The sequence below is a fragment of the Acinetobacter sp. YH12208 genome, from assembly GCF_013418055.1.
Lineage (GTDB): Bacteria > Pseudomonadota > Gammaproteobacteria > Pseudomonadales > Moraxellaceae > Acinetobacter > Acinetobacter pseudolwoffii.
In genome coordinates this window covers 46,115-70,723 of the sequence record NZ_VPCT01000001.1, presented here as the reverse complement: position 1 = coordinate 70,723, position 24,609 = coordinate 46,115, and the positions used below count along the sequence as shown (strand labels likewise).

Here is a 24,609-nt window from a genome sequence, read left to right as displayed (position 1 = left end):
TGTAATTTGATTCAAAAAATCCCCTCAAATGAGGGGATTTTTATTTACTCTTCTTCCCAATCAAAATCCTCATCCTCCCAATTGATATAAGAAGAATCATCTAAATAACGAGTAAAAGTGAATTCATTTAAATTTTCATAAAAATGAATTAATTTATTTACTTCTCGATCGACTATATTTTCTTGCTCTAATGTTAATTTTGGCAAATGTATATCATGACGACCACTTTCGGCTGCAAAAATATTACCCTGATCATATATTGCTTCTGTCTTGTAATTACCTTGAGCTAAATCATGACCAAAATAATGAGCAAATTTTTGCCATTTCCATGCTTCAATCAAATCATTCTCTTTTAATTTTTTGATTTCATCGAATCCATCACAGACGATTCGATCAAATATATCTCTTAGGCATTCTTCATTACCACGCTTTGCTAATTCCAATTCTATATCTGATGGATAATTTGAATGACTATAGTCATACATATCTTCATCAAAATCGTCGTCATCAACGTAATGATCATTATCTCCAAATTGATAAAGTTCTAGCTGAGCAGGAAAACTTCCTAAATCAGCAGCAATTTTTAAATACTTTATATAGTTATCTTTATATTCATCATTACGTTCTTTTTCTTTAATAAAATTATCTAAGCCTGCTTTCCAAGTTGGACTAATTTCTTTACCTTGCAAATATCTATGATAAAGATAATTCATATCTTTATTCTGCTCATCAAAATCACTTTCACAATCACTATAAAATTGTGCAATCAAATATGGATAAATAGAAACCTGAGGGAACTCTATAAAGGTTTTTTTCAGCCGTTCTAAAACATTGTCATGCAGTGAATCATCATCCAAAGCATGTCTAACAAGCTGACTCATTTCCTCATTTGTTAAATATAAAAAATGATAATTTGAAAGATGCTTTTGAAAAAAAGGTGCTAGCGCAATTGAGACGTTTAATTCCTCACAGCGATTTTCAAATAACTCTCCATCCAACTGGTCATCGATTGAATCTGTAAAAATTGGGTAAGAACTTAGTTTTAAACTATTAAAAGTTTTAAATCCAAAAAGTGCTGCAACTATTTCATTTATATAAGAACGTTTAATCTCAATATCATGAAATTTAGTAGTTTGCTGTATTTCAAAAGCTAATGCGCTGATCGTAGACATGTTTATCCTTAAAGTTGTTTCTTAGAATCAAATTTGGACACACGTTTAAACTTTTGAATCTAATAGTGAAACAAAATAAAGAAAACATTAAGAAGAATAGACTATTCAATATAAAAATAGATTTTTGTCTTTTTTACTCGTGTGTAAGTAAGGTGGACACCTATATTTGATAATAGCAATCAAAATTTAAAAATCAAGTTTTTTATGATTTCTCAATTTTACTTACTCTCAAACTCAATCACCAAACCAATTTCATGGCAGTAAAATCCACAATATAAGGTTTGATCACATGCTGACGGCGAAATTTAAGATTCATAAATCGCTTGGCACGTAGAATTTGCCACATCAGGTGTTCTGCATCAGTAGCGGTGTGGCGCATTGATTTAGCGAATATGAGTAGTTGGGGATCGAGTTTTTTGTTCATGTTGAATTTAATTTTATCTTTGATGATTATAGCAGATAGCCCTCTCCCCCTTGCGCACTCAGAATATATTCTGAGGATGCTCATCTCCCAAAGGGAAAAAATCTTAAAGCATCCCATGCCTTAAAAACATCTCCAAGCCACTCACCTTTTTGATATACATCAACCGTTCTTTTTCCACTTTAATCTGCTGTTTGATGGCTGCAGTATCTTCATCAATCTGCTTATACAGGTCAGCAATTTGAACTTTCCCTTTCGCCTTTTTCACAGCAATTCTAGTTTTCGATGACCAGACCAATCTATGGATCAAGGCATCAATCTGTTCTTGTAATTTCTCGCTCTGTGCATCCAAAGCGAGTTGATAAAACTTGAGTTGCTCTGCACTTAAACCTTTTTGTGAAACATCCTGATCTTGTTCAATCTGCAGTTGCATTCTCAGTAACGTAAACAGATCCTGCTCTGCATAAGCCTCATTGGCACGTTGTAATAATTCAGTTTTCTTGATTTTTTTGACATCATTCACTTCACGGTCAGGATGAATGGCCGCCGCAATTTTTAAATACACGGTTTTCAATGACTGCTCTGCCAGCATTGCAGCCTGCGCTTGTTTTTCCTGCTGGCGTTTTAATCTGGCTTGCTCACGTACGTGTTGAAAATGTTTACTATTCCATTCTTCAAATCTATCTGTGTCGGCCTGATCTATGTCATTTTGATCTTCGGAAAACCCTTCTGATGCATTGGTCTTTTTCTGATTTTTTCTGAGTTGGATATGTTCATTGAGCTGCTGATAGTAACTATCAATTTCATTGACCTTATGCGCTTCCTGCACCGACATTGCCTGTGAATCTTTTAAATAAGCCGCCAGGGATTGAATTTTTTCATCCAGTACGACGATCTCGGCCTTGGAAAATTCTGCCTCATGCAGATGCTGCCACAATTGTTCAAGCTGCTCAAACAAAACACCATGCAATTCATGATAGACCGGTATGAAATTTTGCTGTGTATATTGTCGAATCTCTTCTTCAGCCTGCTGCCACTGTGCCAGCTCAAGCTTCTGCTGTTCAATTCTATCAATCAGGCGATCCAGCTTTTTCTGCTGTGTCGAAAGCGCTGTGAATGGCTGAATGATGGTTTTTAAATTGAAAGACATGATATTCAAAATAAGCAGGACAGATTATTAAGTTTAACGGTTTTATGAGACAGGTGTATGCCAGTTATCGACACAAATATACACCTTATGCAAATAAATTTTGTTTAATATCAAACAATATAACAATAACTTAATTTGTCACTGTGCTGAAAGGAGATTCAGATGGCAACTCAGGCAGATTTAATCTTTAATCAGGAACTCGCTGCATGGGTACAAGCGCTAGGATCTGTGTTTGCAATTTTTGTCGCCATTAGTGTGCCCTTATATTTAAATCATTTGGCACAAAATCGTGATAATGCCTTACAAGACATGCAAAAACAAAAATTCTTTGTCACGATGCTGCCGACACTTTATCGTATTCGCCGTTATAGTGCTGACTTCATTGAACAAATGCAGTTACATCAGCAAAGTACTCAAAATATCTTACATACGCTAGAAACCGAATATCTGGAATTGATTCCGGTCTTTTCTAAAGAACTGCATATATTTGTACATAGTCAAATTTATGACCCAAACCTGAATCAATTGGCATTTGAACTGTTTCATTCCGAGGAAATTCTGCAACAACATTTATTACAGCCTAAAAACCAGAAACAGCTCAAGCATCAAGCTTTACTGACCCAACATAGCCAGTATATTCATGATGCGAGCCATCAGTTAATTAAACAGATTGAAAAGAGCCATCACCTACAACCTTAAATTGCCTTTTCAGGCCATCAATGTGTAGGCAAATGGCGCAAACAAAATGATTATTCAACAATGACACGACCATTTAATGGCTGTACCGGACGATTATTCGGATGCCCCATTAATTTGGAAAATTCAGCAATCTGTTTGGCTGAAGCCTGTTGGATCTCTTTTAAAATGAGCCAGCGCACACCCTCTGAACAAGGTGGGGTGGTCAGCGAGCCACTAAAGCGATAATAATCCAGATTTTTAGGCAGCAACTGATTGACAGGCTGTGGTGTCTTTAACACGACTTTTTCACCCTGCTTTTTCGGCAAACGTTTCCACATCTGTTTTAGCATCTGGCTGTCCTGCCCCTGCTCAAACATCATGCCAACCACTGCCAGCTCACCATCAGCATTGGCATGGACAAAATGAATCTCTAAAGGATAACTTTTACCTTGAATCAGGTTCTCACTCGGACTATGCAAATGGAACTGTTTCAGTTCAAAACGCTCCCCATCCAGCTCCAGCTCACCACCTTCGGCAAAGTCCACCTGAATGGTATGACCTTTATTTTCAATGGCGTGAATCATGGTGTTATAACTAAATTTCAGCGGTTCCAGTTGTGCTTTTACCGTCCGCTCAATATTAATTGGTGACTGATTCGCACCATCACAGGCAGTATATTTCTGGCTTAAATTCGACCATTGTTCAGGCTGCATATAGCCCCAATTGGCATCTGCATAGCCTGCCGTACTCAAACCAAGCACTGTTAAAAATGTGAATATTTTTTTCACAATAATTTTCCCTCTTAGAACCGTAATCAATAATTTTTCATTTAGAAAACAAATTTTTAGGCTTATGACTGCCTCATTTTTCAGAGCACAAACTACAGATTTTTAATTAATTTTGGTGAATTACTTACAAATTTCCAAACACTTAAGCCTATGAAAAGATAGAGTATTTATAAATTATTATTTAAATTTCAATAAGATAATCATTTTAGTGTGTTAAACCAACTTAGAATAAAGTGTGAGTTGAATCACAATTAAAATGATGAATATTTATGCAATATTTACATGAAACTTCTAGTTAGCTCATAAATAAATCTGATTATAAATTCGCTCTATTTTCAATAATATATTTTATATTCAAAAGCTTACATAAAAACAGCAGTAAATAAACCTGCCGCATTGCTAGACTCAGCTCAACACGTTATATAGGAACAGCTTAATGGATTGGGTCTCGATCTTTATTCATGATACGACTTGGAGCTTTGCATCAGAGATTTTGCTGCGTTGTATAGTCATGTACATCATGATTATCCTGTTTTTACGTCTGACAGGAAAACGTGGTGTGCGGCAACTTTCGATCTTTGAAGTTGCGATCATCCTGTCCTTGGGCTCAATTGCCGGCGACCCGATGTTTACTGAAGATATTCCCCTGATTCAGGCAGTTCTGGTCATGTCGGCGATTATCTTGATGTATCGCCTGACCACCTGGCTGATGATGAAATATCAATGGTTTGAAGACCTACTGGAAGGCAAACCAATTTATATCGTGGAAAATGGTGTACTGGTCATCGAAGAGATTAAAAAAGGTAAAATGTCACATGATGAATTCTTTGCCGAAATGCGCCAGCAAGGTGTTGAACATCTCGGTCAGGTACGTACCGGATTACTGGAAACCGATGGTAAATTCAGTGTGTTATATTTTAGCGATGATCAGGTGAAATACGGCTTGCCGCTATTTCCTAAAACCTGCTCGATCGTCGAACAGGTGCAAGCAGAGCGTTTATATGCCTGTATTTACTGTGGTCATGTTCAAAACCTGGTCAAAGCGACACAACAATGTCCTCGCTGCGACTCCCCGCAATGGGCTGAAGCGATGAACTGTACACGTATCACTTAAATTAAACCTGATTCAGGCGTTGTAAATGTGTGAAAATTTCAGGTAACTGCTGAATTTTATATTGTATTTCTTCGGCATCAGGATGAAAACCCTGCATCCACAAGGCATGCATTCCGGCATTTTTTGCCCCTTGTATATCATTCACCGGATGATCGCCAATATATAAACAATGTTCAGGCAAGACGCCTAAACGTTGTGCAGTAATCTGGAAAATTTCTGGCTGTGGTTTGCTAAAACCGACTAAACCCGAACTGATGATTTCCTCGAAATAATCGGCAATGCCCAAACCTCGAATGGTATTTAAACGGGTGTCATGTCCACCATTCGAAACAATTGCCAATTGATAGCCTTGAGATTTTAACTGCTCTAGCACCTGCTTGGCATCCGGCATTTCTACGGCGAAACGGCCAAACTGGCTAAACCAGAACTGGGCTAGTTCTTCTATGCTAGGAGGATTTAACCAGTGTAGTTCCTGCAATAATGCATAAGCAGCCGAAGCCCCGATACCACTATGGGTCAGCAATTCTTTTTTAGGATAACCACCATTATCGATGCGCCTTACAATCTCGATAATTTTGTCAGGCTCGACCTGTGCCAATGCTGGCGCATAATATTCTGCCAGATAGCAGCTATAGGCTTGGGCCGTTAGATCACGATGGGTCAAGGTATTGTCGAGGTCAAATAATACAGCTTGAATGTTCACATGCAAATCCAAACATAAAATTAAGCTTATGTTAGCAAGTTTCACACAATACACCTCTATTCATCAGTACTAAGCTTGGTATAAAAAGGGATAAACTGTAGCAGCAAGAATTTGCTTGAATATTCATTATTTTTGTCGAATATTTATATAAAAAAATCCCACCAAGTGGTGGGATTTTTTATTAAGCGTTATATCATCAATTAGAAGCTATATTTGCTCATTAAACCAATACGGTTATCCTTGAATTTATCATTATTAAAGTCTTTACGCTCACCATTGACATACTCAACACCAAACTCAAGTGGTTTAACCGGTGAATACACCAAGTTTAACCACGCTTGTTGTACCTTTTTGTTTGCAGTAGCATTGATGAGGTCTGCATAGTCTGAATCTTTATCAGCAAACAATGCACCATAACCAACTGAGGTTTTTAAGTTAGGTAAAATACTATACGTTAAGCCTGTTTGTACCGCCCAAATTTCATTTTGTTCGATATTACGATTATCTGCATCATGTACAAATGCTGCATTCGCGTTGGTACCATACAGAATACCGTTCACACCTTGCGTATAGCTCACATCAATCGTCGCTTTTAAAGGCTCAAGCACTTGATAGGTTGTACCTGCAGCTAGACCCCAACCTGCTTTACGGTCATTAACGCTTTCATCTTTAGTAACTTCAACTAAAGCACGTGCAGATGCATTGCCTTTTTTATCATCAAAGTTATGAACTAATTTAGCAGTCAAAGTTGGTGCACTTGATTTGTTATATTCAACACTTACTGTTTCACCCTTCGCATTTAACTCATTGTGCCCAGCACTTGAGTTTGGCTTTTCTGCAGCCAGGAACAACTGTGTTGCAGGAGATAAATCAAAACCATAACGAATCATTGGTAGACGGGTAGTACCCCCACCGACGTTGGTGCTGAAGTCAATCATAAACGGTGCATGATTTGACAAGAAGGTAGATTGTGTTTGACCAATTAACCAATTTTTATAGGTTAAATATGCTTGACGTACACGGAATGAATCGTTAGTACCTGCAAAATCACTTTCAAGTTTACCGCCAATTTCTGCACCTTCAACATTGGTTTTAAAATCTAAACCTATTCGTGTTGTTTTTGCTGTTGCAACGAACTTGTCATTCGTTTGACCATTGGTTTTTGCAACATCAGAGAAGTCACCTGCTGAACCTTCAATGATATAGTTCGCATCACCACGAACGAAACCATATAGCTTCACTTCAGTATCTGATTTTGTACTTAGGGCTTTCGGTGCAGCTGCTGATTGTTGTGGGGTTGCTTTGACTTGTTCTATTTGCACTGCTTGAGTTTGCTGAACTTGTTGCTGCTGTAATACTAATGTTTTTAGTGCTTCAATTTCTTGGCGCAGCTGCTTAATTTCTTTTTGCTCTTGTGTTTCAGCATGTGCAACAGTCCCCAGCATCAATGTTGCTACTGCCACTGCTAATCCTTTAGCTAAAAACTTTCTTGTTAAAACTTGACTCATTACATTCTCCATAGTGAACAAAGTTCACTGGCATTGAAAGTTCGGTGATTTCAACTGAAACCTATACCGTGTGGAATATCTATAATTATGAAATAGCTTGGTTGTGATCTCGAAAGATAACTCACGCAATATATGTCGAGTTAAAAGCTCAGGCATCATGTCACGTATTTGACTGCACTTACATTTTTAACCCTAGCTACACAACAAGCCACTTGAAAACATCAAGAATTTAACAACTTTCGAATCAGTTTGAAATCATTTTTATCTCATACTTTTATCTATAATATGTATTAACCATACTTTTAAAACAGATAGCTTCTTTTTCAGCCAGCTTTAATTCATATTTCATAATGACTGCGATTGTTGATCTATTCTTCCCCAAAATAGGATAGGCAATAAAAGCACTATGCTGATACAGACAATATAAGTTAAATATTTTGCATAGCCTAAATAATCCCCCAATATCCCACTCAACATATACAAGCCACCACTTACCGTCGCCATAATTGAAACTTGAAAGGTAAAATCAGTCCCGGCCAGACGCTTACGGCTGTATTGCATAATGAGCGTCAGCATTACCACCAAGAGCATTGCCGAAACCAGATCTTCTGCTGCATTAATAGTATAAATCAGCCAGTTTTCGACTTTAAGCTGGGCTTCATATTGTGCTGCCAGCCAGGCATAGGCCATTAAGCTCAGTATTTTGAGAATCGAAAAAGACATCAAACAAGAGCGACGCGAAAAAAACTTCAGGCAATAACCTGCCAAACCGGCCCCAATCAAGGCAGCACCTGCACCCAGCATAGTCACATATACACCGATCTGGCTGAAACTCAGACCGAGATCGACCATTAAAGGCTTCAGCAAAGGGCCAGACAGCCCATCTGCAACTTTAAATGTCAGCAAGACCAGCAACCAGCAACGCAAGCCTGGATGTGTATAAAAGTACTGAAAATAGGCTTTGATTTTTATTTTACTGGAAGCTGTAATTTGCTCAGATGCGATCGAGCGATGCTGTGGCTCTTTAAATTTTAAAACAGGCAGTGTGTTTATAAAAACCAGTGCAGCCAAAAGCAAAAAAGTGCTTTGCCACTGCAACAGATCTAAAAACAGTAAAATCGCACCACCACCGACAATGAAACCCAAACGTGATCCAATCACCTGAAAGGTATTGCCCCAGTGCTGCTGTTCATTTTTCAGAATATTGACTGCCAGTGCATCGGTGGCAATATCCTGTGTCGCCCCCACCCCATTCATAAATAATAACGCAATAAAAAAGGCCAATAGATAAACCGGCTGATCTAAAGCCTGAATGGGCAAAAAGGACAAGGCGATCAGCACTGCCACCGAGAGCAATTGCAGCGGAATAATCCAGCTTCGATAATGCCCTGTGGCTTGAGAGCCATAACGATCGACCAATGGCGCCCAAAACACCTTGATTGACCAAGGCAGCATGAGCAGGCCAAAACCACCGATCTGTGCCAGCGACACTCCTTCTGCCCGTAAGATCACCGGCAAAGCATGAGTCATAAATCCGACCGGCAATCCTTGCGCCCAATACAGGGAAAACAACACAATGTAAGTATTCCGCATATTCGGCATGCTGGGTCCTTAATAGGCAAAAGAAGCAGAAATCATTCAACAAGCTGGACATTTTGCCAATGAAAAAACCAAAGTAAAAGCCTAATATCATTAAAAATAAAGAAAAATATGTGTCAGGAAGAGACTTTAAGCATGACCAAAAAGCACTTTCCAGAATTACCTCCCTTGGTGCCCAGTCGAGGCAATCGACTCAGCCGTTATTTTTTTAAACGGATCTTTTTAGCGCAGGGCTGGCAGCTTGAAGGTGAGTTTCCCAACTTACCAAAAGCCGTTGCGATTATTTCTCCACATACGTCCAATATTGATGCCTGGCATGGTTTTATTGCACTCTTAGCTATCGGGTTAAAGGTCACTATTTTTGGTAAAAACAGCCTGTTCCATACCCCATTAAAGCCCTTACTTGAATGGATTGGGGTGATTCCGGTGGTTCGGGATAGTCCACAAGGACATACCCGACAGATTGTAGACATCATTGAAAAATCGCAGCAGATCTGGGTCGGTATGGCACCGGAAGGTTCACGTAAGGTACCGGATAAAATTCGCAGCGGTTTTTATCATATTGCCAAGGCAGCCCATTTGCCGATTGTGATGTTTTCCTTTGATTATGATATCAAGACTATTCATATCCTGGGCGTGTACCATCTGACCGGTGATTATGAATACGACCTGGAACAGATTTATCAGCATTATCAAGGTAAATTCTCGGCCAAAAATCCAGACTGGGTGGCCAAGCCGTTACAAAAGCTTTTGAAAAAAGACTAGGCAAATACGGCTTTTTTTGATGTGATAGCCTGAATTTTGTTGATTTAATCACCAGTTTTTATAATGAAATTAGCCCGTTATGCCTTAATTGGCTGCCTTGGTTTCAGTCTTGCAGCCTGTGACAAAGCTACTAAAACACCTACGCCTGCCACGCCATTAAAAGCCCGTGAACCTGTCGTCGCCATTGCCCTCGGTGGTGGCGGTGCCAAAGGTTTTGCCCATATTGGCGTCATTAAAGTGCTCGAATCACACGGCATCAAACCGAAGATTGTCACCGGCACCAGTGCCGGCAGTTTTGTCGGCAGCCTGTATGCCAGCGGCAAATCCCCTTATCAGTTACAGCAGATTGCCCTGAATTTTAAAGAATCCGATATCCGCGATTTAACCTTGAACCGACAAGGGATTATTGCCGGACAAAAATTGCAGAATTTCGTCAATAAAAATGTGGCGAACAAACCGATTGAACAATTCCCAATTCGTTTTGCTGCAGTTGCCACTCGCCTGGACAATGGGCGTAAAGCTGACTTTATTAAAGGCAATGCCGGACAGGCGGTTCGTGCTTCCTGTAGTATTCCGAATGTATTTGTGCCTGCCGTGATTGGCGGCATCAAATATGTCGATGGCGGTCTGATTAGCCCAATTCCGGTCAAGACCGCCAAAGATATGGGAGCAGACATTGTCATTGCCGTGGATATTTCTGCCCGTCCGGATGGTAATAAAGCCTTGAATATGTGGGGCGTACTGGATCAGACCCTAAATATTATGGGACAGCAAAGCATTCATGAAGAGTTGAGTCAGGCCACTGTGGTGATTCAGCCCAAAGTCGGCCATATCGGTACTTTGGACCTGAAAGCCAGCAATGCCACCATTCTGGAAGGTGAAAAGGCGGCTCAGCTGAAAATCCGTACTATTGAAAAAGCTATTAGCAACTTTAAGCAGTCGCCAGCGGCATTTAAACCGCCCCGTCAGGCAAAATTTTGATGCATGAATTTTTTATATTCATCTGCTGCCGCATCTGCTACATTGAAGATCAATCATATAAAGATGATGATTAATTAAATACTTAGCGATATAGGTCACGATATGGAATTAGTTCTTGAACCTTGGCACTGGTTTGTATTAGGCATCCTTCTGATTCTGTCGGAATTACTGCTGCCCGCATTTGCTGCCCTGTGGTTCGGGATCGGTGCCATCATGGTTGGCGTCCTGTACTGGATGTTCCCGATGATGGGACTGACGACCCAGCTCCTGACCTGGATCGTTCTTTCTGTTCTGTGTACGCTGCTCTGGTTCAAGTTTATCAAGCCACTTTCCATTGACAAGACCAAAGCCGGTCTATCGCGTGAAGCGACCATTGGTCAGGTGGGCATGGTGATTCAGACTAATCTGGATCATGGGCAAATCCGGGTGCGCTTTCCGATGCCAGTTTTAGGTTCGGATGAATGGGAATGCCGAACTCTAGACCCTGTTCAGGTCGGAGACCGCGTTCGCGTCGTGGATATTCTGGGTAATGACCTGGTCGTACAACCTCACAGCACGAATTATCAAAATCAATAAGGTGAATAAGATATGTCTGGTGGAACTATAATTGTTATCGCATTTTTGGCCTTTGTGGCGATTACAATTTTTAAAGGGGTACGTATTGTCCCGCAAGGTTATAAATGGATCGCACAACGCTTGGGCAAATACCATACGACGCTGAATCCGGGTCTGAATTTTGTCATTCCGTATATTGATGAAGTGGCTTATAAAGTCACCACCAAAGATATTGTGCTGGATATTCCTTCACAGGAAGTGATTACCCGTGATAATGCCGTGTTACTCATGAATGCGGTGGCCTATATCAACCTGACCACACCTGAAAAAGCGGTCTACGGCATTGAAAACTATTCTTGGGCAATTCAAAACCTGGTACAAACCTCATTACGTTCGATTGTCGGTGAAATGGATCTGGATGATGCACTATCATCACGTGATCATATTAAAGCACGTTTAAAATCCAGTATTTCCGATGATATCTCGGACTGGGGTATCACGCTTAAAACCGTTGAAATTCAGGATATTAAACCTTCAGTCACCATGCAAACCGCGATGGAAGAACAGGCCGCTGCTGAACGTCAACGTCGTGCGACCGTGACCAAAGCGGATGGTGAAAAACAGGCTGCCATTCTGGAAGCGGATGGTCGTCTGGAAGCATCGCGCCGTGATGCAGAAGCACAGGTGGTTCTGGCTGAATCTTCACAACGTGCGATTGATATGGTGACTTCGGCAATTGGTAGTAATGAAATTCCGGTTGCCTATTTACTCGGTGAGCAATATATCAAGGCCATGCAAGATATGGCCAAATCACCGAATGCCAAAACGGTGGTCTTGCCTGCAGACGTGCTGAACACGATTCGAGGCGTGATGGGTCGTCCGCCTCAGTAAAAATTTTCATTTTCAAATCCATAGGCAGCGTATTCGCTGCCTATTTTTCGTTTAAACACGAAAATCTCAGCAAAGATTTGGAATTTATGCTTAAATTTCGCGTTATTTTTTGAAATCCTTTGGGCTTTGATGCCAGATCTGTGTTTCGCCACAGCATTTATCATCAACATAAGTCCTTATTCGATTACTGTCCAACTCGAAAATGGATACCGTATGAGCTCCCTAAATCCAACGTTAATTACCTTTCTTTTTTATATTGTCGCCATGGTGGTGATCGGCCTGATGGCTTATCGTGCGACCACAAACTTTTCCGATTACATTTTAGGGGGCCGTCGTTTAGGTAGTTTTGTTACTGCACTTTCCGCTGGGGCTTCCGATATGAGTGGCTGGCTGCTGATGGGCCTGCCCGGTGCAATTTATCTTTCCGGTTTGTCGGAAATGTGGATTGCCATTGGTCTGATTATTGGTGCCTGGTTAAACTGGTTGCTGGTGGCTGGCCGTTTACGGGTACATACGGAAGTTCAGCACAATGCCCTGACCCTTCCAGATTATTTTTCCAATCGTTTTAACGACCAGAAGAAAATTTTACGTATTGTATCGGCTTTTGTGATTCTGATTTTCTTTGCGATTTACTGTGCCTCAGGCATGGTAGCAGGTGCGCGCCTGTTCGAAAGCATGTTTGAAATGTCCTACACGACGGCGCTCTGGATCAGTGCCATTGCCACCATCAGTTATGTATTTATTGGCGGTTTTCTGGCAGTCAGCTGGACCGATACCATTCAGGCCGGCCTGATGATCTTTGCGCTGTTGCTCACGCCAATTGTGACCCTATTGACCTTCTCTGATATGTCTCAGGTCACTCTGGCGCTTGAAACGGCACGTCCACAGGCCATGAATCTGGTCGGTGACTTAAGTACGGTGGCTATCCTGTCGCTACTGGCATGGGGCTTGGGTTATTTTGGTCAGCCACATATTCTGGTGCGCTTTATGGCGGCAGATTCAGTCAAGTCAATTCCAAATGCACGCCGTATTGGTATGACCTGGATGATCCTGTGCTTAGCTGGTGCCGTGGCTGCCGGTTTCTTTGGTATTGCTTATTTCCAGCAACATCCGGAACTGGCCAGTGTGGTGAATGCCAATCCTGAAACTGTATTTATGGAATTGACCAAAACTCTGTTCAACCCATGGATTGCCGGTATTGTCCTGGCTGCGATTTTGGCTGCGGTAATGAGTACTTTAAGCTGTCAGCTTCTGGTCTGCTCAAGTACGCTGACAGAGGATTTTTATAAATCCTTCCTGCGCAAAAATGCATCTCAAAAAGAACTGGTTTGGGTTGGCCGTTTTATGGTGCTGCTGATTGCCCTGCTGGCAATCTGGATGGCGGGTAATCCTGAATCGAAAGTGCTGGGTCTGGTCGCTTATGCCTGGGCCGGTTTTGGTGCTGCATTTGGCCCGCTGATCATTCTGTCCCTGTTCTGGAAACGCATGACTTTGAATGGTGCCTTGGCAGGTATGATTATGGGTGCAGTGATGGTGATTTTATGGAAAAACCTGTTCGCAGCAACAGGTGTCTATGAAATTATCCCGGGCTTTATCTGCTCATTCATTGCCATCATTGTAGTGAGCTTGATGGGTAAAGTACCTACGGCTGAAATTACCGATCGTTTTGAACAGGCTGAACGTCTGTATAACGAAACCAAATAAAATTAACGATCAAAAAAAGCGGACTTTAAAGTCCGCTTTTTTAATACCTGAACAATCACTCAAAATAAAAACAATGAACAGATTCAAGCATTTTAATTTTTACGCTGAAGTAAAAACTGGGTGATAGAGATCAGCTCTGCCGCCTGATCATCAAAATGAGCAAGTGCGGCTAAGGCCTGATCATGCAATTGCTGTGCATAGGCTTTGGCCTGTTCCAGCCCCATCAAGGCAGGATATGTCGATTTTTCTACCTGCTCATCCTTGCCAGCTGTTTTACCCAACACTTCGGTATCAGAAATAATATCCAGAATATCGTCCTGCACCTGGAAGGCCAGACCAATCGCCTGTCCAAACTCACGCAGCTTTGGAATCGCCAGATCTGTACCTTCAAAGATTGTGACCGCCGCCATCATGATCGCAGCACTCATCAAGGCACCGGTTTTATTACGATGAATGGTTTCTAATACGTCCTGATCAATTTTTTTGCCTTCGGACTGCAAATCCAACACCTGACCATTGACCATTTTCGAAGAGGCTGTGGCCAGAATCTGCATTTGTTTTAGCACAATCGAAGCATCTACCGCAGGACCTTGATCAAACAGACGACTGCCCAAAATTTCAAAGGCCATCGACTGTAGAATATCACCTGCCAAAAGCGCGGTATCTTCACCATAAGCCACATGGCAGGTCGGCTGACCACGGCGCAGCAAATCATTGTCCATACACGGCAGATCATCATGTGCCAGTGAATAACAATGGATAAATTCAATCGCAACCGCCGCACGGCGTACCGCCGCGGTATTCTGATTCGGTTTTAGTGCTGCTGTGGCATAGCATAATGCTGGACGAACACGCTTCCCTCCCAGCATCACGGCATGATGCACCGCCGACTTTAAAGGTTCAGGAATGGCAAAGGCATCTAGGGCTGTCAGTAAATCTTGTTGAATACGATGTTGTGCTTGAGTCAATGCATGGATTGATACGTCAGTAATAGATGACACATTTGCCTCGAATACATAGTCCGGAAGGATGAAAATAACAAGTTTGAGCCACTTGTCCTGATAAGCACTATTGTACCTACAATCGCCTTGAATTTTCAGCTTTATATGTGGATTGATTTAACGCAGCAATAGATATCAAAATATGTTCCTCCACTAAAAAACCACTGCCGCGACAGCGCTACTGTCCCAGAGTTGAAGTGCTTGGATTTATCAAGTGCCTGTGGCAGAGATGCCACACATTGCCCATCACCACAGGACGTCGTGTATGGGCAATAAGAGACTTTTGCCTACTTTGGGTCTTTCCAAAGTAGGATTTTACCTGCACAAATCCATTTAAATTTTTAAAGGAAAAATGAGACTAGACAATATCTACCTCTAAATATAAACAAGTTTAGATATTTAAACGTATTCTCTGATAGCTTTTATTACTTCCTACCATGCCAACGATAGCTGAGTCAAAATTTTGGCCAGTAATGGTCACAACAGTAATTTTCTCAGGCTAAATAATGGGTCGGCAAATCAAACTAGAGCAACACATCTTCAGGAACGCGTACCCAACCTTCCATCAATACACGTGCACTGCGACTCATGATGGCTTTTTTCACTTTCCACTCTCCATTTTCCTGACTTGCTTGTGCGCCTACTCTTAAAGTCCCCGAAGGATGGCCAAAACGCACGGCTTCACGCTCTACACCGCCTGCCACCCGATTCACCAGAGTCCCCGGAATGGCTGCCGCCGTACCAATTGCCACCGCAGCTGTGCCCATCATGGCATGATGCAGTTTCCCCATAGACAAGGCACGAACCAGAATATCGGCATCTGCTTCGGCAACCACCTTGCCACTTGATGAGGTATAAGTTTTGGATGGCGCTACAAAAGCGATTTTTGGGGTGTGCTGACGGTTAGCTGCTTCGCTAATGTCCTGAATCAATCCCATCTGCTTCGCAGCATAAGCACGAATGGTTTCAAACTTTGCCAGCGCTGCCGCATCATTATTCATATGATCCTGAAGCTCGGTGCCGTTATAACCCAAATCTCCCGCATTCAAAAACACGGTGGGAATGCCGGCATTAATCATGGTGACTTCAAAACTGCCAATATTGGGAACTTCCAGCGTATCGACCAGATTACCTGTCGGAAACATCGAACCGCCTTCGCCATCATCATCGGCAGGATCTAAAAACTCGATCTGTACTTCGGCTGCCGGAAAAGTCACACCATCCAGTTCAAAATCGCCCAACTCCTGAACTTGACCATTTCGCATTGGTACATGCGCAATAATGGTTTTTTGAATATTGGCCTGCCAGATGCGGACTGTACACAGCCCATTTTCCGGAATACGTGATCTATCAATCAGATCATTAGAAATGGCAAAAGCTCCCACTGCTGCGGTGAGATTACCGCAATTACCACTCCAGTCCACAAAAGGACGGTCAATTGCCACCTGACCAAATAAATAATCAACATCATGATCGGCCTGCTGGCTTTTTGACAGAATCACGGTCTTGCTGGTACTTGAACTGGCGCCGCCCATACCATCGATCTGTTTAGCATAAGGATCTGGGCTACCAATCACGCGCAGCAGAAGCTGATCACGAATCCGGCCGGCCTGTTGTGCTTCTGCGGGCAAATCATCCAGCTTAAAAAAAACGCCTTTACTGGTGCCTCCACGCATATAGGTTGCAGGAATCTTGATTTGGGCTGCAAAACTCATGAATTGTTTCATCCTTTGGCTTGTCTTTGTTTTGGTAAAAGTTATGGAATACTTATGAGAAGAGTATAATCGCTTTAAAGCCAAGGAAGTTCAGTGCTCCGACCTAAGTATAAAAAATCAGCATTCGTATCAGAGCAAAAAAACAGGAAACTCATCAGTTACAATGTCAATAAAATTAATATATTGATTCAGTTATCTTTTATTTAATTTATTTTTATAATTTTTTATTATAAATCTGATAATAATATTTCATTCAAAGTCTTGCACTAGGTTTCTGAACTTTGTTCCATTACAATCTTTATACTTATTTTTTCCATTGTCGGGCTGAACACTTTGAATAACGAGTCTTCACAACTTCAGCGTGGCTTAAAGAACCGTCATATTCAGTTGATCGCCATGGGCGGTGCAATTGGCACAGGCTTATTCTTAGGTTCCGCACAGGTGATCCAATCTGCGGGTCCTTCTATTATTTTGGGCTATGCCATTGGTGGCTTGATTGCATTTTTAATCATGCGTCAATTGGGTGAGATGATTGTTCATGAACCTGTCGCAGGTTCATTCAGCCATTTTGCTTATAAATACTGGGGCAAGTTCCCCGGTTTCCTTGCGGGCTGGAACTACTGGATTTTATATATCCTGGTGGCCATGACCGAACTTACTGCCGTTGCGAAATATATTAACTATTGGTGGCCTTTTATTCCAGCTTGGGCATCGGTACTGTTTTTCTTTATCGTGATTACCCTGGTCAACCTCGGCAATGTGAAATTCTACGGTGAATCAGAATTTTGGCTTTCAATCATTAAAGTGACTGCAGTTATCTCGATGATTGTCTTCGGTTTATATCTGATCTTGACTGCAGATGCTTCCTCGACTGCGTCTTTCAGTAATTTATGGACTGCAGGTGGTTTCTTCCCGAATGGCTTTGAAGGTCTGTTCTTCATGCTGGCCTTCCTGATGTTTGCCTTCGGTGGGATTGAACTGATCGGTATGGCAGCAGCAGAAGCTGAAAATCCAGAGAAGACAATTCCGAAAGCGATTAATCAGGTGGTGTTCCGTATCCTGATTTTCTATGTGGGTGCATTGACGATTTTGTTATCACTGGTGCCCTGGAATCAGCTTGAGCTTGGTGGTCTGGATAAAAGTCCATTTGTAATGATTTTCAGTCAACTGGGCATTGGCTGGGCAGCACACTTACTGAACTTTATTATTTTAACGGCTGCACTGTCTGTCTATAACAGCGGTATGTATGCCAATAGCCGTATGCTCTATGGTCTGGCTCAGCAAGGAAATGCACCTAAAGTCTTCATGCAAGTGAATAAACAAGGTACTCCGATTCCTGCGGTATTGTTTTCTGCCGCGCTGATTTTCGGTTGTGTATTACTTAACTACTTTGTTCCTGAAGATGCATTAAGCCACTTGATTTATATTGTGGTCGGTGCGTTAGTGTTGAACTGGGCGATGATTACGCTGACCCATCTCAAATTCATTCAGAGCATGAAGAAGCTCGGCCAAAAGACCTCATTCCCAGCACTATGGTCTCCAGCAGGCAATATTCTGGTCTTAGGTTTCATTATTACGATTCTCTACATCATGTGGACTCAGGGTTTTCAGGAATCTATTTTAATGATTCCGGTTTGGATTGTGGTCATGTTCGTTCTGTTTAAGTTGCTTAAGCCTAAAAATACTTAATCGGTTTATATAAGTATATATTCTTAAAAAGTTATTGCTGCGGCAATAACTTTTTTTTCAATTAAGTTTGCAGTACATTAATCCTTCTTTTTGCGCCCTTAGCTTAACTGGATAGAGCAGTTGCCTCCTAAGCGACCGACGTGGGTTCGAGTCCCGCAGGGCGCACCATCTTTTTAAACTTTCCCGTAACCTACTCTGGCAGTGGGCTATCTTTTAAATTACTCAATGAAATAACTAAAACTTCTTCCAGGTCATTGCACTGGTCGTATCTGAATCTTTAGCTTTGCCAAAAACCTTCATTTGATCTTTAGATTCATTCAATCGCGCTTCAATCACATAGCTACGACCATCTTGAATATTCAACCATTGCCCTTGATTAAATTGAGTATGATGAGAATCTGCCACCATTCCCTTGAGTACTTCCATACCAAAGATGGGTTGGTTCTTCAGCATACCGCGGCATTTTCCACAAACATCCGGATTCGCCACACCGGGAACTGGGCGATTTTTGGTAACCACCGCACTATATTGCTGTGTCTTAGAGTTCTTACGAATCACAATTTCAGAAATATAATAACCTGTACGATCATCAATGACTTTCCATGAGCCAATTAATGGATCAAATGGCATAGCAGCTACAGGAGTGACCAGTCCAAACAGTAATGTAATAGCACCCAAAAATTTAATATTCATAAGCAAGATATTTATAACTCAACAAAAAAACAGAGGCACATTCGTGCAAAATCGCGGCAGATTATAATTATTTTAGTTCACTAATCACAGTAATATTATAATTTTTAAGCACATACATCTTACTCAGCTTAAGTATTTTCTTAACTGATGAAATTTATTTTTATAAAGTTTTCTCTATCACCTTGAGCTCAATAACAGAAAAATAAACAAGGATCATGGCTACTCTAGCCACGATCAGAAGCAATAATAAAGATAGACGGATATTCGCAAGGAAAGATCAAATATCTCTTAGAGCGGAATAAATTGCGATTGGTAGTCAGAGCAAAACTAAGAGCCAATAAAAGAATTTTATGAAATAAGGTACAAAAGCCTAGGAGGTCTTCAGATAAAATTCCAATAGTTCCCCCTATAAGGCTTAGAGTAGAAATTTCATCTTGGACATAAAAAAGTGACTATGTGATGTATTTAACAAAATATTCAATGAATTATTAAAGATCTACATATTTTTTTCATTTTTCTCTTAAATAAATAAATTATTGATAATAAAAGTAAAATATATGATTAAGTATGCGTTTTTCATGATTAATTAGTATTTTTACTCTATTTAGCTGCTTTTTTATGCTTTATTTTTAGTCTAGAGCATTTACTCTTATTTTAATTGTGGTATTTTTGGCACATGGAGTAACAAATGATTACGGTTTATTAACCGTTATCTCCAAAAAATCAAATAAGTGCAAACAACAACGCTAGATATAAATTTGTACCTCAAGGAAAGACGTAAATGAAATTAAAAACATTAACTACTGCAATGATTCTCGCAACTGTACCAATGACGGGTGCATTTGCTGCTGCAATGGATCGTTCGGGACAATCTATCGCAGCGTTTTTACAACCGGGTAATTACTTTGAAGCAGGTATCTCTGTTTTAGATCCATCAGTTTCTGGTACAACGTCCAATTCACCATTATTAGGACCAGGTGCTAATCAAGCTACAGGTGATATGGCTAGTGACTACTACTTTCCATCCGCAGCATTAAAATTCCAAGTTACTGATAATTTTTCTTTTGGTCTTCTGTATGATCGCCCTTTTGGTGCTGAGGCAGAGTATTCAGCACCTAATGCTGGTCTCACAGCATTTTCTTATTTAGGTGAAGGTACTTCAGCAGAAGTTAAAACAGAGAACTTAACCTTCTTATTGGGTTTCCAACCAAATGAAAACTGGAATTTTTATGCTGGCCCAGTTTATCAAGAAGCTCAAGGTGAAGTACATTTAAGAGGAACAGCTTATAGTGCTTTAGGTGGTGTCCCCCTCGCCACGTTCCCAGGCATGGTTTATGATGCCAACATGAAAAAAGACTCTGAAATTGGTTGGATTGCAGGTTTAGCTTATCAAATTCCAGAAATTGCTCTTAAAGCATCTTTAACTTATCGTTCGGAAATTGAGCATCAATTAACTTCTACAGAAACTCTAGGTGGAAATCCAGTTGGTGCTGTAACAGGTATGTTAGGTGGCACCCCTACTACTGGTAAAACTGATGTAACTACTCCCCAGTCTGTTAACCTTGATCTTCAGTCAGGTATCATGGCTGATACAGTCGCATTCTTAAATGTCCGTTGGGTAGACTGGTCTGACTTTGCAATTCGTCCTCATGATTTTGGACAACTTCTTGATACCTTAGGAGCTTCTGGTATTCCTGGTACTTCTCCAGCTCTTATTGGTGGTAATTTAGTTGAATATAATGAAGAACAATGGTCAGCTACCGCAGGGGTAGGTCGTAAGTTTAACGATAAATGGGCAGGTAATGTTTCTGTAGGTTGGGACTCAGGTGCTGGTAATCCTGTAACTACACTTGGCCCAACAGAAGGTTACTGGAATGTAGGCCTTGGTTTACAATTTAGCCCAGCGCCTAACTACTTTATTGCTGGCGGTGTGAAGTACTTCTGGCTAGGTGATGCTCAAGCTTTAACAGTTGCTAATCCAAATGTAGGTAACTTTGAAGATAACCACGCTTTAGGTTATGGCTTAAAAATGGGTTACCGCTTCTAAGTTCTCCTAAAATAAAAAACCACTTCCGGGTGGTTTTTTTGTTTTTACTCTACTTTTATACAATCGTATATCAATCGCTTATTTTAGCATCGATTAAAATTAATAAAATTTTAGTTCTTTTACACTATTTTTAATTATTTAAAATTTATATTTTTCATGCACTTGAATTAATAAAATTAGTATAAAAACTCTAAGCAATCCTTTTGTTTAACCGCCTTAGTTCATTTCTTCAACAGAGTTGAGTATTTACTCTTTTTAAATTTATGTTACTTTTCCAGCACATTTTTGTTACAGATGGCATCAGGGAACGTACCATGAAGCTCAATAAAATTTATTCTGCTATTTTACTTAGCACTTTACCTCTTTCTGCAGTTCAAGCAGCTGGCTTAGACCGTTCTGGTCAATCTATTTCTGCTTTTTTACAGCCGGGTAACTATGCTGAAGCAGGTATTTCTGTTCTTGATCCAACTGTTAAAGGCTCTTCTACAGTAGCAGGTTTACAGGGCGAAAAAATCAGTGATATGGGGGAAGACTATTACTTTCCTTCCGCAGCAATCAAAGTTCAAGCAACTGATAAAATTTCACTTGGTTTGATTTACGATCAACCTTTTGGTGCTGATGCAAAATATTCTTCAATTGCCGGTTCATTTGGTAATGGAATAGAAGGCACTTCAGTTGAAGTAGATACTCATAATATAACCGCTTTAATTGGTTATCAACCTACAGAAAACTGGAATTTTTATGCTGGTCCAGTATGGCAAACTGTAGAAGCTGACATTAAGTTACGTGGTAATGCATATGGTGCACCCCCTTTAACTTTAAGTGGTTACAATATTAAGATCGAGCAGGAAGAAGCATATGGCTGGTTAGCAGGTTTTGCTTATCAGATTCCTGAAATTGCTTTAAAAGCCGCTGTAACTTATCGTTCTGAAATTGAACATAATGCAAAATCCAAAGAAAGCACTGAGCTTCCTGTTCCATCATTAAAAGCACTTACATCAAGTGTTAATGCAACGACACCTCAATCTGTTAATTTAGACTTCCAAACAGGCATTGCAAAAAATACTTTAGCATTTGCAAATATTCGTTGGGTGCATTGGGATCAATTTGCTGTTACACCATCTTTATTAGCAAATGCTTCAGGTTTACGTGGTAAAAAGCAGAATCTGATCGACTACTCTGATGACCAATGGTCTGCAACAGTAGGTTTAGGTCGTAAATTTACTAATAAATGGTCAGGTTCAGCTTCTGTAGGTTATGACTCAGGAGCCGGTAACCCTGTAACAACCCTAGGTCCAACTGAAGGCTACTGGAATGTAGGTTTAGGCGCGCAATATAGCCCTGCTGAAAACTATTTCATCCAGGCAGGTGTGAAATATTTTTGGCTAGGTGATGCAACTGCACAAACTGGTGGAAATCCAGTTGGAGAATTTGAAGACAATCATGCAATGGGTTATGGCATGAAGATCGGTTATCGCTTCTAATTAATTCATAGATTAAATAAAAAAGGCGCTTATAGCGCCTTTTTTATTTACTTTGATTCTTTAAGCTGGAATATCACGCACTGAAGCATTACGAATGGCTTCTTTTAACGCGTCATAACCATTAATTGGCGGGAATTGCGGGAATTCTGCAATGACATTCTCAGGTGCATCAAACAGGAAACCATGATCTGCTTCAGCCAGCATTGTCGTATCGTTATAAGAATCCCCTGCCGCAATCACACGGAAGTTCAAACCATGCAGTGCTTTAACAGCTTGACGTTTCTGATCTGGCTGACGAAGTTTATAAGCCGAGATCATACCTGCTTCATCTGTTTCCAGTTTATGACAGAAAATCGTCGGCCAATCCAGTTGCTTCATGAGTGGATGTGCAAATTCATAGAAAGTATCTGAAAGAATAATCAATTGAAAATGCGTACTCACCCATTTCACAAATTCTTTTGCTCCTGGGAAAGGCCCCATTTCTGCAATCACTTCCTGAATATCGTTCAAGCCCAAACCGTGCTGTTTTAAAATATTCAGACGTTGGGTCATCAGTACATCATAGTCAGGAATGTCACGAGTCGTCGCTTCAAGCTCTTTAATACCGGTTTTTTTGGCAAAGTTAATCCAGATTTCTGGAACCAACACGCCTTCTAAATCTAGACATACGACTTCCATGAACATTCCCTCTAAGTTGTATTGAAAAAATTTTGCACTATCATAGCTGAAGAAACAGATTTTGCACTGTACTTTTTTAAATCTATTTTTTTCATAAGTATTTATTTTTTAGTGATAAGTCAACTAAATCAATTCTATTAAAATAGATGTGAAATTAATTAATATAGGCTATGTCCTTTCCAAGCCTATATCGCCAGGACTCTCATGACCATCATTCCTACTATTGATCGTATTGATGCGCTTGCATCTGAATATGCTGATAAATCGCCCAATGAAATTTTGGCACTTGCACTGAGCCAGCAAGGTGAAATTGCGATTTCATTTTCTGGTGCTGAAGATGTTGTATTGATTGATATGGCGTCGCATCTCGGTAAACCGTTCCGGGTATTCAGTCTGGACACTGGCCGTCTACATGCAGAGACGTATCAGTTTATTGAACGGGTGCGTAAGCATTATAATATCGAGATTGAAATCTGCTTCCCCGAAACTGCAGACGTGCAAAATCTAGTGACGACAAAAGGTTTATTCAGTTTCTTTGAAGATGGCCATCAGGAATGTTGCGGTATACGCAAGGTTCAACCACTGCGTAAAAAACTGGCCACGCTGGATGGCTGGATTACCGGTCAGCGTAAAGACCAAAGCCCGGGTACCCGTAATGAAATTCCTGTGGTTCAGGCAGATCCAGGTTTTTCCGGTCCGGGTAAGCAGCTGATCAAATACAATCCTCTGGCCAACTGGTCCAGTGCAGATGTCTGGAGTTATATCCGCATGATGGAAGTGCCTTATAATGCGCTGCATGAAAAAGGTTTTGTTTCAATCGGCTGTGAACCCTGTACCCGCCCTGTCCTGCCGAATCAGCATGAACGTGAAGGCCGCTGGTGGTGGGAAGAAGCCACGCATAAAGAATGTGGTCTGCATGCTGGCAATCTAAAAAAATAAAGTTAAGTTTTATCGCTCCTATTGATTGAAAGACTATTTTTTTTAATAAAGATAGTCTTTTTTAATTGATAATTTTACATTTAGTGACAAGATAGAAATTACCTTTTATCGGGATAATATTATTTTAATTAAAGAATTGATAAAATTTTAGCTCATTGATTTATTTGCATAAAATGTGAAATGGAACACAATGCTATTCTTCTAATAACACATAATTATTAAGTTACACTCCACTTCGCCTAGTAAATACTATTTTTAGAAAACTATTTTAAAACTAAAATTTTCACATTTCATAAACTTAGGAAGACATTTTGTTCTTGTCAATAGCCACTTT

21 protein-coding genes, 1 tRNA gene and 1 pseudogene are annotated in these 24,609 nt (G+C 40.6%); 12 read left to right on the top strand and 11 right to left on the bottom strand.

Annotated features, from left to right (window positions below):
* Positions 1 to 44: 44 nt before the first annotated feature.
* From FTU95_RS14945 to FTU95_RS00315, 3 genes and pseudogenes are all read right to left on the bottom strand, one after another.
* On the bottom strand, positions 45 to 1,172 hold the full coding sequence (locus FTU95_RS14945) for a hypothetical protein (protein ID WP_228151034.1): 1,128 nt from the start codon (positions 1,170 to 1,172) through the stop codon (positions 45 to 47).
* Between the two features lie 227 nt (positions 1,173 to 1,399).
* Positions 1,400 to 1,596 (bottom strand): annotated as a pseudogene (locus tag FTU95_RS00320) (endonuclease domain-containing protein); the annotation flags it as partial.
* Between the two features lie 103 nt (positions 1,597 to 1,699).
* Entirely contained in the window at positions 1,700 to 2,743 is a 1,044-nt protein-coding gene (locus tag FTU95_RS00315; protein ID WP_180000645.1) for a molecular chaperone DnaJ, read from the bottom strand.
* A 162-nt stretch (positions 2,744 to 2,905) separates the two neighbouring features.
* On the opposite strand from FTU95_RS00315, the gene FTU95_RS00310 reads away from it, so the two are divergent.
* The gene (locus tag FTU95_RS00310; RefSeq protein ID WP_100357276.1) at positions 2,906 to 3,442 is read left to right on the top strand and encodes a hypothetical protein; all 537 of its coding nucleotides are present in this window, start codon (positions 2,906 to 2,908) and stop codon (positions 3,440 to 3,442) included.
* Between the two features lie 50 nt (positions 3,443 to 3,492).
* Here FTU95_RS00310 and FTU95_RS00305 read toward each other — a convergent pair whose 3' ends face one another.
* Positions 3,493 to 4,209, bottom strand: coding sequence for a carbonic anhydrase family protein (locus FTU95_RS00305; RefSeq protein ID WP_180000647.1), 717 nt, complete (start codon positions 4,207 to 4,209; stop codon positions 3,493 to 3,495).
* Positions 4,210 to 4,645: 436 nt separating this feature from the next.
* Here FTU95_RS00305 and FTU95_RS00300 point away from each other — a divergent pair, with 436 nt between their 5' ends.
* Positions 4,646 to 5,323, top strand: coding sequence for a DUF421 domain-containing protein (locus FTU95_RS00300; protein WP_180000288.1), 678 nt, complete (start codon positions 4,646 to 4,648; stop codon positions 5,321 to 5,323).
* A gap of 1 nt (position 5,324) precedes the next feature.
* On the opposite strand, the gene FTU95_RS00295 is transcribed toward FTU95_RS00300, so the two are convergent.
* The 3 genes from FTU95_RS00295 to FTU95_RS00285 all read right to left on the bottom strand — a co-directional run bounded on the left by FTU95_RS00295 (position 5,325) and on the right by FTU95_RS00285 (position 9,136).
* Complete coding sequence (locus FTU95_RS00295) at positions 5,325 to 6,026, bottom strand: HAD family hydrolase (protein ID WP_180077157.1); 702 nt, start codon at positions 6,024 to 6,026, stop codon at positions 5,325 to 5,327.
* 200 nt (positions 6,027 to 6,226) lie between these two features.
* A complete protein-coding gene (locus FTU95_RS00290; RefSeq protein WP_180077155.1) occupies positions 6,227 to 7,534 on the bottom strand; it encodes a DcaP family trimeric outer membrane transporter in 1,308 nt (435 codons plus the stop codon).
* 345 nt (positions 7,535 to 7,879) lie between these two features.
* A complete protein-coding gene (locus FTU95_RS00285; RefSeq protein WP_180077153.1) occupies positions 7,880 to 9,136 on the bottom strand; it encodes an MFS transporter in 1,257 nt (418 codons plus the stop codon).
* A gap of 132 nt (positions 9,137 to 9,268) precedes the next feature.
* On the opposite strand from FTU95_RS00285, the gene FTU95_RS00280 reads away from it, so the two are divergent.
* The 5 genes from FTU95_RS00280 (at position 9,269) to putP (ending at position 14,029) form a co-directional block, all read left to right on the top strand.
* Positions 9,269 to 9,898, top strand: coding sequence for a 1-acyl-sn-glycerol-3-phosphate acyltransferase (locus tag FTU95_RS00280; RefSeq protein ID WP_180077151.1), 630 nt, complete (start codon positions 9,269 to 9,271; stop codon positions 9,896 to 9,898).
* A gap of 63 nt (positions 9,899 to 9,961) precedes the next feature.
* Positions 9,962 to 10,879, top strand: a complete 918-nt coding sequence (locus FTU95_RS00275; RefSeq protein WP_180077149.1) for a patatin-like phospholipase family protein — start codon at positions 9,962 to 9,964, stop codon at positions 10,877 to 10,879.
* 102 nt (positions 10,880 to 10,981) lie between these two features.
* Complete coding sequence (locus FTU95_RS00270) at positions 10,982 to 11,455, top strand: NfeD family protein (protein WP_005104688.1); 474 nt, start codon at positions 10,982 to 10,984, stop codon at positions 11,453 to 11,455.
* 12 nt (positions 11,456 to 11,467) lie between these two features.
* The gene (locus tag FTU95_RS00265; RefSeq protein WP_005096199.1) at positions 11,468 to 12,325 is read left to right on the top strand and encodes an SPFH domain-containing protein; all 858 of its coding nucleotides are present in this window, start codon (positions 11,468 to 11,470) and stop codon (positions 12,323 to 12,325) included.
* Positions 12,326 to 12,538: 213 nt separating this feature from the next.
* Positions 12,539 to 14,029 (top strand): sodium/proline symporter PutP, encoded by a 1,491-nt coding sequence (gene putP / locus FTU95_RS00260; RefSeq protein ID WP_180077147.1) that lies wholly within the window; start codon positions 12,539 to 12,541, stop codon positions 14,027 to 14,029.
* A 92-nt stretch (positions 14,030 to 14,121) separates the two neighbouring features.
* On the opposite strand, the gene FTU95_RS00255 is transcribed toward putP, so the two are convergent.
* The gene (locus FTU95_RS00255; RefSeq protein ID WP_005096193.1) at positions 14,122 to 15,030 is read right to left on the bottom strand and encodes a polyprenyl synthetase family protein; all 909 of its coding nucleotides are present in this window, start codon (positions 15,028 to 15,030) and stop codon (positions 14,122 to 14,124) included.
* 524 nt (positions 15,031 to 15,554) lie between these two features.
* Positions 15,555 to 16,745 carry a 2-methylaconitate cis-trans isomerase PrpF gene (gene prpF / locus FTU95_RS00250; RefSeq protein ID WP_180041179.1) on the bottom strand — a complete coding sequence of 397 codons (1,191 nt, stop codon included), beginning with the start codon at positions 16,743 to 16,745 and terminating at the stop codon, positions 15,555 to 15,557.
* A gap of 333 nt (positions 16,746 to 17,078) precedes the next feature.
* Between prpF and FTU95_RS00245 the strand changes: the two genes are divergently transcribed.
* Together FTU95_RS00245 and FTU95_RS00240 are read left to right on the top strand one after the other, a co-directional pair.
* On the top strand, positions 17,079 to 18,434 hold the full coding sequence (locus FTU95_RS00245) for an amino acid permease (protein ID WP_005172091.1): 1,356 nt from the start codon (positions 17,079 to 17,081) through the stop codon (positions 18,432 to 18,434).
* A gap of 92 nt (positions 18,435 to 18,526) precedes the next feature.
* A tRNA-Arg gene (locus FTU95_RS00240) sits at positions 18,527 to 18,602 on the top strand.
* 66 nt (positions 18,603 to 18,668) lie between these two features.
* Here FTU95_RS00240 and FTU95_RS00235 read toward each other — a convergent pair.
* Positions 18,669 to 19,127, bottom strand: coding sequence for a DUF2147 domain-containing protein (locus tag FTU95_RS00235; protein WP_180077145.1), 459 nt, complete (start codon positions 19,125 to 19,127; stop codon positions 18,669 to 18,671).
* 781 nt (positions 19,128 to 19,908) lie between these two features.
* Here FTU95_RS00235 and FTU95_RS00230 point away from each other — a divergent pair.
* Both FTU95_RS00230 and FTU95_RS00225 read left to right on the top strand, forming a co-directional pair.
* Positions 19,909 to 21,174 carry an OmpP1/FadL family transporter gene (locus tag FTU95_RS00230; protein ID WP_180077143.1) on the top strand — a complete coding sequence of 422 codons (1,266 nt, stop codon included), beginning with the start codon at positions 19,909 to 19,911 and terminating at the stop codon, positions 21,172 to 21,174.
* Positions 21,175 to 21,488: 314 nt separating this feature from the next.
* Positions 21,489 to 22,658: an OmpP1/FadL family transporter gene (locus tag FTU95_RS00225; RefSeq protein WP_180077141.1), complete on the top strand. Its 1,170-nt coding sequence runs from the start codon at positions 21,489 to 21,491 to the stop codon at positions 22,656 to 22,658.
* 60 nt (positions 22,659 to 22,718) lie between these two features.
* On the opposite strand, the gene thrH is transcribed toward FTU95_RS00225, so the two are convergent.
* Positions 22,719 to 23,336 carry a bifunctional phosphoserine phosphatase/homoserine phosphotransferase ThrH gene (thrH, locus tag FTU95_RS00220; RefSeq protein WP_180077139.1) on the bottom strand — a complete coding sequence of 206 codons (618 nt, stop codon included), beginning with the start codon at positions 23,334 to 23,336 and terminating at the stop codon, positions 22,719 to 22,721.
* Between the two features lie 204 nt (positions 23,337 to 23,540).
* Between thrH and FTU95_RS00215 the strand changes: the two genes are divergently transcribed.
* Entirely contained in the window at positions 23,541 to 24,275 is a 735-nt protein-coding gene (locus FTU95_RS00215; RefSeq protein ID WP_004646224.1) for a phosphoadenylyl-sulfate reductase, read from the top strand.
* Positions 24,276 to 24,609 lie beyond the last annotated feature (334 nt).